Source organism: Paenibacillus shirakamiensis (assembly GCF_017874255.1).
GTDB classification, from domain to species: domain Bacteria; phylum Bacillota; class Bacilli; order Paenibacillales; family Paenibacillaceae; genus Fontibacillus; species Fontibacillus shirakamiensis.
Genome location: NZ_JAGGLD010000003.1, coordinates 284,309 through 296,965 on the forward strand (window position 1 = coordinate 284,309; position 12,657 = coordinate 296,965).

At 41.5% G+C, this 12,657-nt stretch carries 17 protein-coding genes; 3 read left to right on the plus strand and 14 right to left on the minus strand.

Annotation, left to right across the window (positions count from 1 at the left end; all coding sequences use genetic code 11):
- Positions 1-137: 137 nt before the first annotated feature.
- Positions 138-410, minus strand: coding sequence for a WGxxGxxG family protein (locus tag J2Z69_RS10770; RefSeq protein ID WP_209862059.1), 273 nt, complete (start codon positions 408-410; stop codon positions 138-140).
- A gap of 501 nt (positions 411-911) precedes the next feature.
- Complete coding sequence (locus J2Z69_RS10775; RefSeq protein ID WP_209862062.1) at positions 912-1,454, minus strand: DoxX family protein; 543 nt, start codon at positions 1,452-1,454, stop codon at positions 912-914.
- Positions 1,455-1,740: 286 nt separating this feature from the next.
- Here J2Z69_RS10775 and J2Z69_RS19170 point away from each other — a divergent pair, with 286 nt between their 5' ends.
- Entirely contained in the window at positions 1,741-2,004 is a 264-nt protein-coding gene (locus J2Z69_RS19170; RefSeq protein ID WP_342591586.1) for a restriction endonuclease, read from the plus strand.
- A gap of 66 nt (positions 2,005-2,070) precedes the next feature.
- Positions 2,071-2,280 (plus strand): DUF6199 family natural product biosynthesis protein, encoded by a 210-nt coding sequence (locus J2Z69_RS10785; protein WP_209862064.1) that lies wholly within the window; start codon positions 2,071-2,073, stop codon positions 2,278-2,280.
- 311 nt (positions 2,281-2,591) lie between these two features.
- Here J2Z69_RS10785 and J2Z69_RS10790 read toward each other — a convergent pair whose 3' ends face one another.
- The gene (locus tag J2Z69_RS10790; protein WP_209862067.1) at positions 2,592-3,818 is read right to left on the minus strand and encodes an exo-alpha-sialidase; all 1,227 of its coding nucleotides are present in this window, start codon (positions 3,816-3,818) and stop codon (positions 2,592-2,594) included.
- A gap of 22 nt (positions 3,819-3,840) precedes the next feature.
- Complete coding sequence (locus tag J2Z69_RS10795) at positions 3,841-4,209, minus strand: hypothetical protein (RefSeq protein WP_209862069.1); 369 nt, start codon at positions 4,207-4,209, stop codon at positions 3,841-3,843.
- Positions 4,210-4,479: 270 nt separating this feature from the next.
- Between J2Z69_RS10795 and J2Z69_RS10800 the strand changes: the two genes are divergently transcribed.
- A complete protein-coding gene (locus tag J2Z69_RS10800; RefSeq protein ID WP_209862073.1) occupies positions 4,480-4,887 on the plus strand; it encodes a hypothetical protein in 408 nt (135 codons plus the stop codon).
- 89 nt (positions 4,888-4,976) lie between these two features.
- Here J2Z69_RS10800 and J2Z69_RS19305 read toward each other — a convergent pair whose 3' ends face one another.
- The 10 genes from J2Z69_RS19305 to J2Z69_RS10845 form a co-directional block, all read right to left on the minus strand.
- The gene (locus tag J2Z69_RS19305) at positions 4,977-5,099 is read right to left on the minus strand and encodes a hypothetical protein (protein WP_281069401.1); all 123 of its coding nucleotides are present in this window, start codon (positions 5,097-5,099) and stop codon (positions 4,977-4,979) included.
- 356 nt (positions 5,100-5,455) lie between these two features.
- Complete coding sequence (locus J2Z69_RS10805; RefSeq protein ID WP_209862076.1) at positions 5,456-5,860, minus strand: hypothetical protein; 405 nt, start codon at positions 5,858-5,860, stop codon at positions 5,456-5,458.
- Between the two features lie 193 nt (positions 5,861-6,053).
- A complete protein-coding gene (locus J2Z69_RS10810; protein ID WP_209862079.1) occupies positions 6,054-6,155 on the minus strand; it encodes a YjcZ family sporulation protein in 102 nt (33 codons plus the stop codon).
- Between the two features lie 98 nt (positions 6,156-6,253).
- Positions 6,254-6,478 (minus strand): hypothetical protein, encoded by a 225-nt coding sequence (locus J2Z69_RS10815; RefSeq protein ID WP_209862082.1) that lies wholly within the window; start codon positions 6,476-6,478, stop codon positions 6,254-6,256.
- Positions 6,479-6,753: 275 nt separating this feature from the next.
- Positions 6,754-7,677 carry a cation diffusion facilitator family transporter gene (locus tag J2Z69_RS10820; RefSeq protein WP_245339209.1) on the minus strand — a complete coding sequence of 308 codons (924 nt, stop codon included), beginning with the start codon at positions 7,675-7,677 and terminating at the stop codon, positions 6,754-6,756.
- Positions 7,678-7,839: 162 nt separating this feature from the next.
- Positions 7,840-8,655, minus strand: coding sequence for a glycoside hydrolase family 25 protein (locus J2Z69_RS10825; protein WP_209862085.1), 816 nt, complete (start codon positions 8,653-8,655; stop codon positions 7,840-7,842).
- Positions 8,656-8,734: 79 nt separating this feature from the next.
- Positions 8,735-9,484 carry a 2,3-diphosphoglycerate-dependent phosphoglycerate mutase gene (gene gpmA, locus J2Z69_RS10830; protein WP_209862086.1) on the minus strand — a complete coding sequence of 250 codons (750 nt, stop codon included), beginning with the start codon at positions 9,482-9,484 and terminating at the stop codon, positions 8,735-8,737.
- 118 nt (positions 9,485-9,602) lie between these two features.
- Complete coding sequence (gene ssuD, locus J2Z69_RS10835; RefSeq protein ID WP_209862674.1) at positions 9,603-10,703, minus strand: FMNH2-dependent alkanesulfonate monooxygenase; 1,101 nt, start codon at positions 10,701-10,703, stop codon at positions 9,603-9,605.
- Positions 10,704-10,749: 46 nt separating this feature from the next.
- The gene (locus tag J2Z69_RS10840) at positions 10,750-11,571 is read right to left on the minus strand and encodes an ABC transporter ATP-binding protein (RefSeq protein WP_209862679.1); all 822 of its coding nucleotides are present in this window, start codon (positions 11,569-11,571) and stop codon (positions 10,750-10,752) included.
- A 24-nt stretch (positions 11,572-11,595) separates the two neighbouring features.
- Positions 11,596-12,654 carry a taurine ABC transporter substrate-binding protein gene (locus J2Z69_RS10845; protein ID WP_209862089.1) on the minus strand — a complete coding sequence of 353 codons (1,059 nt, stop codon included), beginning with the start codon at positions 12,652-12,654 and terminating at the stop codon, positions 11,596-11,598.
- Positions 12,655-12,657 lie beyond the last annotated feature (3 nt).

Consider the following 12,657-nt stretch of genomic DNA (forward strand, 5'->3'; position numbering starts at 1 on the left):
ATAAAATTATGCACGTCACCAGAGTCATTTCATTTAAATAAAAAAGTCCCTGTGACTGTCCACAGCCACAGGGATCTCTTCATTCCATTCCATCTACTGTTCATTGCTCGTTAACGGCATCTGAATGTAGTCATTAACTAGGTTCTTGGATCCCTTGGATCATCATGCTTTTTGCGCAGTCCTAACAGGCCTAAGAGGCCCAAAAGACCTAACCAGCCCAAGTCTGTTTTATTATCATCATCGTTAGCATAGGTTTTATAGTTATTTGTTCCATAGCTTCCCGTAACGTTGCTGCTTGAACCTGTACCTCCATTTTGTGATGATTCATTATTAGCGAATGCTAAAGATGGAGTAACTAACATAAACGAGATACATACAGTACAGATTGACATTAATAATCGCTTTTTCATTTTCATCCTCATTTCTTTGTTGTGTTTTTCAATTCTTAAATTGTTATGTCCTAAAACTTTTGAGTTTATGCTACCGTAATCACATAAATCCGCTTTCGACTAACAGCTAGTAAAGAGAATTACTATTATTAATTTCATAAACTAAAGAAAAATTCACGAATTAAGAAGCAAGATACATGGCAGATAATTAAAGTAAGATAAAAAAAACACTAGCCTATAAATGGTTAGTGTTTTTTAAGGGAAAGCTCTAAATATAAAAGCCCCGAGTCCAATCAAGCTCTCAAGGCTTTAACTTTAATTAGCTTCTCAACTGCAATACGTTTACGTCTGTGAGGCAAAATCCCTATATTAAACTGAATACTATCCGTATATAGTAGTAATATTTTAATATCCAGTCTAGACTTATCTACTATTGATATTAGATTTACAACTATATAATACTCCTCTTTCTAAACTGGTTCACTCTTTCAGTAATTACGCTTTCTTCATCGACTCGGCTTGTTAAGCCGCGCCTTTAATTTTCTTCACCCCGCCTTGCGGAGCAGGTGCAGGAGCAACATCATGGTTGTTCTTGTGGAAGAGGCCGCGTACATAAGGCATTACCCAGTAGTCAAGTCCGATGCGTCCGGCATTGGCAGCAGCGACGACGATGAAGATCTCCAGCACTACCATTTGGGCATTGGTGCTTACGGTGCCCGAGAAGAGGAAGGCGAAGTTCATTACCATACCCATCAGGGCAGCAAGGGTGGTAAAGGTACCTAGGATGAGCCCAAGACCTACCAGCGTTTCACCAAGCGGGATGACGACGTTGAACAATTTCACCCCAGGCAGTGCGCCATGTTCCAGGAATGCCGCCCACCAGCCTTGCACGGCGGGGTGATCGCCGCTTGCCTTGGCGATAGCGCCTTGGAGGAAGCCTCCGGCATCAAATCCGCCTGTTAATTTCTCAATGCCGCCTTTGATCCAGGTATATCCAAGGTAGATGCGTACCACCGTCAGTAACCACATTGCCAATTTGTTGTTTCTCAGCCAGTTGTTGAACATTACAATCCACTCCTCGTTTTGGTGTTATTTTAGGAAGCACTTTGAAAGCTGTTATTCTTGGTGTTCGGCTTCTTTGTGTTTGATGGAAGATGATCATCTCTTTCATGTCTTTATTATATGTGAAAAATTTCACATTAACTGTGATATAAATCACACTTTTTAAAAAAAATGAATTTGTTTTTACGTAGCAAAGCATTATATATGCTTTCTTTCATATAGAATATTTTGTAAATTAAAAGAGGTTATTAGGAATAGTTGTCGAATTAACTTTTCTATCATACAAAATATTGTAGTACAGGCCAAAAGGTATAGCAAAAATGTCGGCCTAAAAGCGGTTCAAGAGGTTCAAGGAGCAAAAGCACATTATAAAGCATCTGAGGCTTGGGTTGTTACGAACAGTGACTACACACAGCAAGCGTATAATTTAGCAAAGTCAAACCAAGTTAAGCTAATTAATCGAGATCAATTAATTGAACAGCTTCTACAAATGAAATCCAAGATGGATACTCCAAATAACATTGCTAATACAAATACAAAAACGAGTGCATAGGACAAGAGGTACATAAGCTCATTCTCAATGTTTGGACTTCACATATAATTTCCTAGAGGTGATCCTATGTCAGGAATAGGAAGAATTATTTTTGGAATTGTATTTATAGCCCTTGGCATTTTTTCTTATAGAAAGCCAGACTCATGGTTTTTTAGACCGAGGGGATCTAGTATCGATTACGAACCCAGTGAAGGCTACATAGGTTATTTAAAAATAGTAGGAATATCTATTGGGATTGTTGGATTTATGATTTTATTGACCGGAATTCTCTTTTAAAAAACAAACTCAACGCTATAGTTAGAGCGAAGCGAATTGAGCGATCCAGGAAGGCACAATTTAGCAAGGCACAATCCTCTTATAAAGAGGCTGCTTTTTAACTTTCATAATCAAAAATTCAATTTCCATAACACAAAAAAAGAAGACTCGGAACTAACCCGATTCTTCTTTTTTATAGCTAGTTCCCCTTAGACATTCTTCTTTGAATGTTTTACGACAACTTTGATGCTAATAATCATATTTAAGACTATCCCCTGCACAAAAACAGCCGTACCAATTAGAAAGTAGTTGTTATTTCACCCTTCCTAAAATCATGTCGAGAAATAAATATCTTCATTACCAGTAGCTGGTGTGGCTGCATTCCATACGGCTGCCAGTGTATCGGGCAGACTGGTTGCGGCGGTAATATAATCTCCAATAAGGTCTAGCGGAACTGGGGAATTCCCATTAGGGTTAAATGAAAAATCGGACAACCTTCTACTGGTAAAAGATCGTCCCCCGTTGAAGGATTCGGACACAAATACATCCAACAGAAAACCATTTACTTGATTGGTATAATAAATAATCCGAACTGTACCCGTTGATGGAGATACCGTTATGGAAGGAAAGAAATTTTGAGTTCCTGGTGGCGCTCCGGTGATGCTCATAGGTTTGGACCATAATTGCCCATCCGGTGATGTGCACAATAGTATCTCTGCATAACCATTACGAAAATCATTCCAAGCTGCGTATACATTTCCGCTTCCTAATCCACTAGATATATCTGCTCCCAGAGTCAAGTTTGTCTGAACCCGAAAGCCATACCCAGGAACAGGTAGGGGAGATTGCGCAGGAACAACCGTAGAAATTAAAATCGATTCATGTTGAACAGAGGGTTGAAACGAGGCGCCCCCATCATACGAGATCCGTAAATTAGCAGCAGGATTAGTCGGTCCTGTCAAGACATATCCGGAATAAACTTCCCCGGATAGCCCTACCGCTATAGCAGCTCTATCATGAAACCCTCTAGGATCGCTAAGTCTTTCTGTATTAATCCAAGTGGCTCCCGCATCCAGTGAACGTTGGAAAAAGATAGCGGAGTAATTGAACAGTGGGGTGTAACTTACGTAAGCATTTCCAAGATACGGGCTGCCTGGCGAACGATCCACAGCAATAAAAGGCTCATCATTATGAACAATGGTACCGTATCCTCGCTCGACGATAACAGGAGGATTAAAATTCACTCCATTATTAAACGAAGTGTAACTTACAATCGTGCCATCATTAAAATCATTGTATACATGAACGGCAACAATAAACGTATTCGGAAATGTATAGTCTACCGTCGGTGCTTCTCCGCTCATATATCCACTGGGTTGCGGCAAAATTTGAGTAGTCCATGTCTGTCCGCTATTAGAGGAAGTAGCTACACCCACTCGTGCTGTCCCCAAGCTATCATCAACATAGACTACACACATATTATTCGATAATACCGAATTCACGGCAATGGAAGGTTCAAAGTGATTCCCCGGCAAACCTGCTGTAATATTGACTGCCACATCCTCATCTCCTACGTCCAAATTAAGGGATTAACGTTAATCTATCAATCGGACTCATCTCTGACTGTAGCACGCGCTGCACCACATTCGTGTTGACATCCAGTCCAAATACATGAACTACAGCACTGGTAGCACTGTAATAATCTATCTGCACTTCATAAAATACCGCGGAGAACAAAGTATACGTAAAGCTCTGCGTGCTCTGTGGTTGAAGCGCGATGAGATTATGCCCAAGCGGTGCTCTACTAATTCCACTAGCACTCCACTGAAATATCTCAAGTTCTATATTAGCTATACTATTTTGAGAATCATTAATGCAGACGACCCGAATTTGGCTGGCTGCCGTAGATCCAGTTAACGGATTAAATATGGCTCCTGTTGTATATGGCACTCTAATTCCAACTCCTCTCTCACCCTATCCATTCATCATTTCGTATTATAGATTATGTATCTTAGAAGATTTTCGAACAGGCTTACGGGCAAAAAATAACAAATCAAATAAAAATTACTTTCTGCAGCATTAACTATTCATGGCTACTTCTAAATCATGAATGTTAACGATACTCAATTTAATAGCTTATAAAGACGATCATCCAAGAGTTTTAATGAAATTTTCATATATTAGGAATGTAAGTATTCTAATTTATTGGAGTGAGGAACTATGAATCTAACAATTATTGACTCTGGAAAAAGCATTCCCACAAGCTTTACTCAATCCATCTCCACACCTCTAGTAGCTTATCCCAATGGAAATACACTGGCTCAATTCGGACTCTCGACGAATACGGGCGGCATCGTCCAACTTCAGGTTACTCTAGGCCTGCAAGTTACTACAGGGTCCCCCTCAGTACTGATCTCTCTAATTCGTGACTCCACCGTAATAGCCACCAGCCAGTCTACACTCTTCACTGTCAATGCCCTTGAAACCTTAGATTTTGCATTTGTAGATTCGGGTATGCCTGCTGGTTATCATTCCTACACGCTGCTAGCTTCCATCTCTAACGACTATTCCTTGAATAGAGCCAATGTAGTGGGGCCCATTATATTCACAGGATTATCCTTAGTCTAAATAGCGACATTTCTATGTACTCCGCCTGTTTTCCGCACAATAAAACCCCTGGAAATGTTTCAGGGGTTCTTCTCATTTCAAATATACAATTAGTACAGAATTGTTTTAGATATGATTACGAGCAAGATAAATAGTACCAAAATTGCACCTGTAGATGTCCAGCCGCCGCCATATCCACCAATATTGTTATCACAACAACCTACTTCACCCATTTAAATTCTCCTCCTCATATGCAGTTCGGATTTCTTAGAACCCTTCATTCTATGTAAAATTAGCTACGGATGCGAGGGCTTATAGACTTATTATATATCCCATTTCCATCTATTTTTTATGTCAGGATTCCAACAGATCCTGCTGCTAAATTGTTTCCAGAATTTCAGATGAATTTCATCTTATAACGATGTTCTATTTGTGGTTCAGCACTAAGAAAGTTCCAATTCTACTCCAATGAACCTAAAAGTTTTAATCTCTAAGAAAGTAATTTACTTATGTCCTCAACAAAAGTCCTCAATAAAATGGAAAGAGCATGTTCAGACCCTAATATAGGGTTGAACATACTCTTTATTTTTTAACCGATGGATATTCCGTCAAATGAGACAGGTCCAGTAACACTTGCTGTATTCAGCAAAATATTTAGACTGTTGTTTGCTACGACCAACGAGTATGCATGATAACCAGCCGGTGCATTATCGAGGAAAGTTATATTAATAGGAGTAATTGCCAATAAAGATAAACCCGATGCGCCTACATTGAAGATGGGCTGTCCATCTCTTAGAATCGTAAAAATGACACTTGGAACACCCGCAGTCGTCTGGAAACCTACCGTCGTTGATAATAATGCACTCCCACCAGTAACAGTAAAAAGTCCAAATGTTGCTAAAGTTGTAGGATTTGCTGTTCCCAGAATAGGAATGCTCAACGTTTGTGTTCCTGTAGAAGCTACGGAGCTTCCTCTATCTATAATTGTGGCCATGTATTTCCCCTCCTTTTGTAATCTCTATACAATATGTTAGCCGATTCAAAAGGTTTGGATGTTCGCACTACTCCCATAAAATCCATGATCGCCTTATACTCAAAATTCACTTGCATGAGAGAACCCCGAAGGTCTCCAAAGAGACTTCCGGGGTTCTGCTTGGTTCTGGTTCTCGTCTACTCCTGTATCATCATTACAGCAAGAACGATTTAGAGATAATTACGAGAAGAATGAACAATACCAAAATTGCTCCTGTGGAAGTAAAACCACCGTATCCGCCTGCTACTTCACCCATTGAGATAACCTCCTTGTAATTAACGTACCATGCATTGTATTCGGCGATTCTTTCCTTGGATTGGACACTCACCCATTTCTACAAAATCCCTCTGTACCCTAAGATCTTTCCCAACCCTCAAGAATAGTGATGCGTTGTATATCCGATTGATTCTCCCATAGAATATACCGTTCTTTCTCTAAAACCAGTAGCGCAGCTCGAATGTCCTCGGCATGGGATCGCCCAGTTAGACGTTGCAGCTCAATCATGCTAGGCATTTTTCTATACTTGGCTGCGTAATTATACATAATTCTCAACAATTTCCGTTCAAAATCAGGCAACATATGAAATCGACCGTCCCTTGGGCTAGAATATATATATTATACAAGAACATATGTTCCTGTATCAATAGATTAAAAAAAGATCCCTACACAAAGTGTATGAATCTTTTAGGAGACCAATAATTTTTACTCACAGTTATTTTGGATATTATTGTATAATTAGTTAACTTTTTAAATAAGGAGAGATTTTTGTGAAGAAATTAGACTCCTTCGAGAAGACTTTATTAGTGTTTGCCGGGATCATTATTTTATTCGTTATCAGTTGTCTTGCGGCATTTCTATACTTCTCCACGAATTTTGTCCATTGAGGCGGGATACCAAGGGTTAATATGAACCAACACTTCTTCTACATAATTCATTTTATGTTTGATTGTATCGCGAATTTCTTTACTTACATCATGCCCTTGCTGAACCGTCAAATCATTGGGTATGCTTACTCTAACATCTATAATAATGTAGTTCCCCAATTCTCGCGCCCGTATACGGTCAATTCTCTTCACATAATTCACTGCTGCCACAATACTGCGGATTTCATTCAGTTTGTCTTCCGACAAATTTTTGTCCATCAGGACATCCACCGATTCACGGCCCATCCGATAAGCTAGCTTAATTACAAAGTAAGATACAATTAATCCAGCCAGTGGATCTCCATATTCTGTAAAGGGAATGTGATAATGATCTCCTATTAAAGAAAGCCCAATCCCTGCTACCGCTGCGGCTGAAGCATAGACATCAGCGATATGATCATAGGCCGTGGCCATTAAGCTTTTGCTATTCTCCGCTCTTCCAATACGAATACAGTATACATATAACGTTTGCTTCCATATTAGAGAAATAACCGCCGCTCCTAGAGCGATGTAACTTGAAGCCTCAGGGGGTTCAAATAAAGCTTCTACAGACTTTACAATCATCAGAAGAGCCGCCAAAGCAAGAATGATGGCGACTACTGCAGAAGCCAGCACTTCCGCTTTACCATGACCATAGGGATGATCATCATCGGCGGGTTTTTGAGCAATTTTCGTAGACGTCAATGCAGCAAAGGTCGCTACAACATCTCCAGCATTATGTATTCCATCTGCAACAAGCACCTGACTTTTGAATAATAAACCTACCCCGATCTTAAGCCCTGTCAAAAGTACATTACTTATCAAACTAATCCATACCGCAACAATTGTCTTATTCCTAGCCTGCATTGATCTCATAACCTGCCTTAAGAAAAAATAGTGTCTTTACATAGTAACCTCTACACTTTGAGTGGGTCTAGAGAAACAGTGTTGTCCAAAACCTCAAAAGACAGTCATTTGGCAATTCTTTTTCCTCTAACCAATTTATTTACCTAGCTACAAAATAAAAAAATCCACTCCTTATGGAGTAGAATTTTTGTCCATATATTTAGATAAGATCGCACCTAGTGTACCGATATCAATAACATCCGATGCTTTCCAATCTGGGCTAATACCAGCATGTTCAATTAACCATTGTCTGCCGGATTCTTTCCACTGTAGTGCAGGTGCTGGAGGATCATTTGGAATAGGAGTAGTAGCTTTCTGATAAGCATTTTTGAGATCTGCTAACGTCCCACGATACTCATTCATGTCCACACTTCCTGATATGCCATTTACGCTACCTTCACTTGAATACTGCATGAATTCCCAGGCATTCCATCCTGCTTTGTTCGCAGGAACCGTACTGCTATAGTAGGCATACCATAATGGTACGTCTCCAAGACTTGCGTTCAAGTACGCATCAATAAAGCTAGGATAGGTGTATAAAAAAGGGAGCTTTCCCGTACGTCGTTTGAATTCGTCGACCCAAGCTCGGATCGTAGCTGTAATATTAACCGGTGTTCCTGCTTCTTTGGTCTCGGCATCTAGCACTGCAGGAAGATCTAACGATGCGACCCCGCCTATAAGATTCAACGTAGTTAGGAAATAGGCAACTTCGGCTGCTACATCGGCAGGCTTGGATGCTCTTGTAAAATGATAAGCGCCTACTAGTAGGCCTGCTGCTCGTGCACCCTTTACATAGGTCACAAATTGTGGATCAGTATACGATGTACCTTCTGTAGCTTTAATAAATACAAAGCTTTTACCTGATGCTTTTACCTTAGTCCAATCAATAGTACCCTGCCAATGGGATACATCAATACCTTGGGCATGCGCCGTGCTTCTAGCTTGCATGGGCTGTCCTCCTTTCCATTTGCTATATGCTATGAAAAGGAGGAACCATTGCTCCCGGCTTATAGCCTTGCTTTATCGGTTATTCCATAATTTTTCCGGGGTCGGCTACTTTCTCTATTTTCTTCTCCGTCCGGTGTTCACTGCCTAAATAATATTTCTCTATGGGCTTAAAGTTATCATCCAAAGAATACACGAGCGGTGTCCCTGTAGGAATATTCAGATCCAGAACCTCTTCGTCCGTCATATGATCAAGATATTTGACAAGCGCCCTTAGACTATTACCATGCGCAGCAATAATGATCTTCATTCCGGCTTCCAATTGAGGAATAATCTCACGCAGCCAGTACTCTTCTACTCGAACAATCGTTTCTTTTAGACTCTCTGTTAGAGGGATATACTGATCGGGCACATCACGATATTTCACATCATTCCTAGGATAGCGCCCATCTTCCTTCGTCAGCGCAGGGGGAAGTACATCAAAACTTCTACGCCAAAGATGGACCTGCTCCTCCCCATACTTGAGGGCCGTTGCTTCTTTACTGAGCCCTTGAAGTGCTCCATAATGTCGCTCGTTCAGCTGCCAAGTTTTGTGCACCGGTATCCATAGAAGATCCATTTCTTCCAACGTAAGAAATAGTGTTTTGATCGCTCGCTTCAGATAAGACGTATACGCAATGTCGAATACAAAGTTTTCTTCCTTAAGGAGCCTGCCTGCTTCCTTAGCTTCAACAATTCCTTTTTCAGATAGATCAATATCCGTCCAGCCAGTAAATCGATTCTCCAAATTCCAGACACTTTCTCCGTGACGAATGAGAACTAACTTGTGCATATCGCCTATCTCCCTCCATCTCATACCCATTTGCTAAAACTCTCCATTATAGGATTACCCAATCTTAGTAGTTCTAAGAACAGATTATAGAGACTTATTTAGGAAGTATATTTTCTGCCTAGATTTCGCCCATAGGAGACAATGTTCGCTTTTTAGGTAAGGATGAGAACTGTACAGGTAATAATGGAAAAAGAAGTTCCGCAATGCGATAGGCTTCCTCAAGATGTGGATAACCAGACAAAATGAACGTATTGATACCTAATGCGGCATACTCTTGTAATCTAGCAGCAACCGTAGCTGGGTCGCCGACAAGTGCCGTGCCAACGCCCCCGCGAACCAGACCTATGCCCGCCCACAGATTAGGACTAAGCTCTAGCTGATCTCGGTGACTTCGTACAAGTTCTGTCATTCTACGCTGGCCTACCGAATCGAATCGGTCCAGCACCTGCTGGGCTGAATCAATCTCTTCTTCACTAATATGCTGAACAAGCCTTGCGGCCGCTGTCCAAGCCTCCTCTTCGGTCTCCCTGACGATGATTTGTACACGGAGACCGAAGCGAATGGTTCTCCCATGCGCGTCTGCCTTTTGCTTAACATCTAACACTTTCTGGGCAACCATCTCTGGTGTCTCTGCCCAAGTCATATATTGATCGATATGTTTGCCAGCTACTTCATGCCCGCTCTCAGATGAAGCTCCAATGAACAGAGGAGGAGATTGCTGCTCCAAGGGAGGAAATAATAACTTTGCGCCCTCTACCTCAATATGCCGACCGCGAAATGTTACCGTCTCTCCTTCCATAAGCTTCTTCCATACCGTCAAGTATTCATCCGTGGCTTCATAACGCTCTTGATGCGTAAGGAAAATCCCATCCCCAGCCATTTCAATGGGATCTCCACCTGTCACTACATTAATCAATAATCTTCCTGAAGATAAGCGATCAAAAGAAGCGGCCATTCTCGCTGCAATAGATACACTGACACCACTTGGACGCACAGCAACCAAAAATTTTAATCGCTGCGTAAAAGGCATGATTGCAGAGGCCACTACCCAAGGATCTTCACAAGCATGCCCCGTCGGGACAAGTATGCCAGTATAACCTAGACGGTCCACCGACTGTGCGATCTGTCTGAAATAATCGAGATCCGTAACCCTTGCTCCTTCTTTCGTACCTAGATACCTTCCATCTCCCATTGTAGGTAAGTACCAATAAATTTCCATAGCGACTCCATTCTTATGACCCATGACTTTGTGAACCTCATTCAACCTACACGGACGCAATATGTGAAAGTAAAGATTCTCGTAATTCTAAAAATTGACGATCCGCACGTAGTTCATTAAAATTTCGAGCTTTATTTTCGGAATACAGAGGATTTCTAAAATCTTGAACGATGCGCCCCGGCCGAGCATGCATAATAAGAATTCGACTAGATAATAAGAGGGCTTCATCCACATCATGGGTTATGAACATTATGCATTTTTGTGTCTTGGCCCAGAGTTCTCTAACATGAATCTGCATCGATTCCCGCGTCAGAGCGTCCAAAGCACTAAAAGGTTCATCCATGAGCACAATGCTGGGATCCGTGGCAAGTGTTCGGGCTATGGCTGCTCGCTGCTTCATGCCTCCAGATAATTGATGAGGTAGCTTCGAAGCCGCTTCCTGAAGTCCAACAAGTTGCAGATAATGGGCGGCTTTCTCCTTGCGCAACGGCTTGGGGATACCCTTCATTTTCATACCAAACTCTACATTCCCAGCGATCGATAACCAAGGAAACAAATTAGCATGCTGAAACACAACGCCTACGGAAGAATTGGGAGCTTTATGCTCTTTTCCATTAATTCTCACCGTTCCACGTGTGGGCGGAATATATCCAGCTAAAATATGCAAAAGCGATGTCTTCCCACAACCGGAAGGACCTAATACACACACCAATTCACTTTGCTCTAATTCAAGATTAATCTGGTCTAGAACGGGTTCTTCCCAAGCAGGACGATAGGTAAGACTTACTTGATCTACAATGATTTGAGTGCTCCGATTAGCATGAACAGGTTCAGAATGATGAGATGTGAATGTAGGTGTTGCGATCATCACAGCCTAGCCTCCTTTCGCTAGTTATTTAACAGGGTAGAGATCATTTCGAAGTGCCTTCTGGTAGGAAGCTAGATTTACAGAGGATTTAATTGTTTTCTGCTCTACTAAAAAGTCCCCCGTGTCCTTAAGTAGCTGTCCGAATTGACCCGGCTTATCAGGTGAACCCATGTATGCTGCCTCTGTCTGCTGTAATGCATCCAGCACAATGATTTCGTTCATGGCTTTAAGACTCTGCGCTACTGTTAACCCTAATTCTTTGGACAACGCTACAGATGCGCTCTGCGGATGTGCACGATACTCCTGAACAGCCTCATCTAATACAGAAATATAATCCTTTACCACATTTGGATATTTGCTAAGGAACTCTTTCTGTACTACACCTACTTCCCCAGTAATTCCCCCTTTAGCAGCAACGTCTTTTGAAGTTAAAAGCACATTTCCTCCATGTTCGATGAGAGTGGATTGCGTAGGTTGCCAAATATATGCACCATCAATATCTCCACGCTGCCATGCAGCCAAAATTTCTGGAGCAGGAATATCAAGAATCGTTAAAGATTTCTCATTAATACCTGCTTGTTTCAATGCAGATAGTAGACTGAAGTGGGATGTAGAACCGAATGTCGTTGCAATTTTATGTCCTTGAGTGCCTTGCAAATTAGTTATGCCTACACCATTTTTCACAATGAGAGCTTCACTCTCAGCAATGACATCATGAATATAGTAAATTTGATAAGGCAAACCTTGAGAAATTCCGTTCGCCGCTGGAGGCGTACCGACCATCCCAAAGTCAATAGCTCCACTGGTCATGGCTACATTCACATCGCGCCCCGCATCAAACTTGATCCACTTCACCTGAACTCCGGCAAATTTCTTCTCGGCTAAGCCCAGAGCTTTGGCTAATAGTTCTCCATTTGGAGAGACTTGATAACCGATTCGAATTTGCTTGGGATATGTACTAGACCCCTCTCCCTTAGTAGTACTAGTTAGTGCCGCATCTTTAGCTCCGCAGCCTGATAATAAAAGGACGATCATTAACCATATGCAAATGGGAAGATTTCGAGAGTTTAGATATTGGTTCATTAG

What these genes read in the sequence shown, in the direction of transcription:
- J2Z69_RS19305 (WP_281069401.1), bottom strand. Translation starts at nt 5,099, where the DNA reads ATGGGTGAAGTAGGTTGTTGTGATAACAATATTGGTGGATATGGCGGC.
- J2Z69_RS10845 (WP_209862089.1), bottom strand. Translation starts at nt 12,654, where the DNA reads ATGAACCAATATCTAAACTCTCGAAATCTTCCCATTTGCATATGGTTA.
- J2Z69_RS10770 (WP_209862059.1), bottom strand. Translation starts at nt 410, where the DNA reads ATGAAAAAGCGATTATTAATGTCAATCTGTACTGTATGTATCTCGTTT.
- J2Z69_RS10820 (WP_245339209.1), bottom strand. Translation starts at nt 7,677, where the DNA reads ATGAGATCAATGCAGGCTAGGAATAAGACAATTGTTGCGGTATGGATT.
- J2Z69_RS10800 (WP_209862073.1), top strand. Translation starts at nt 4,480, where the DNA reads ATGAATCTAACAATTATTGACTCTGGAAAAAGCATTCCCACAAGCTTT.
- J2Z69_RS10775 (WP_209862062.1), bottom strand. Translation starts at nt 1,454, where the DNA reads ATGTTCAACAACTGGCTGAGAAACAACAAATTGGCAATGTGGTTACTG.
- ssuD (WP_209862674.1), bottom strand. Translation starts at nt 10,703, where the DNA reads ATGGAAATTTATTGGTACTTACCTACAATGGGAGATGGAAGGTATCTA.
- gpmA (WP_209862086.1), bottom strand. Translation starts at nt 9,484, where the DNA reads ATGCACAAGTTAGTTCTCATTCGTCACGGAGAAAGTGTCTGGAATTTG.
- J2Z69_RS10825 (WP_209862085.1), bottom strand. Translation starts at nt 8,655, where the DNA reads ATGCAAGCTAGAAGCACGGCGCATGCCCAAGGTATTGATGTATCCCAT.
- J2Z69_RS10805 (WP_209862076.1), bottom strand. Translation starts at nt 5,860, where the DNA reads ATGGCCACAATTATAGATAGAGGAAGCTCCGTAGCTTCTACAGGAACA.
- J2Z69_RS10785 (WP_209862064.1), top strand. Translation starts at nt 2,071, where the DNA reads ATGTCAGGAATAGGAAGAATTATTTTTGGAATTGTATTTATAGCCCTT.
- J2Z69_RS10815 (WP_209862082.1), bottom strand. Translation starts at nt 6,478, where the DNA reads ATGTTGCCTGATTTTGAACGGAAATTGTTGAGAATTATGTATAATTAC.
- J2Z69_RS10810 (WP_209862079.1), bottom strand. Translation starts at nt 6,155, where the DNA reads ATGGGTGAAGTAGCAGGCGGATACGGTGGTTTTACTTCCACAGGAGCA.
- J2Z69_RS10840 (WP_209862679.1), bottom strand. Translation starts at nt 11,571, where the DNA reads ATGATCGCAACACCTACATTCACATCTCATCATTCTGAACCTGTTCAT.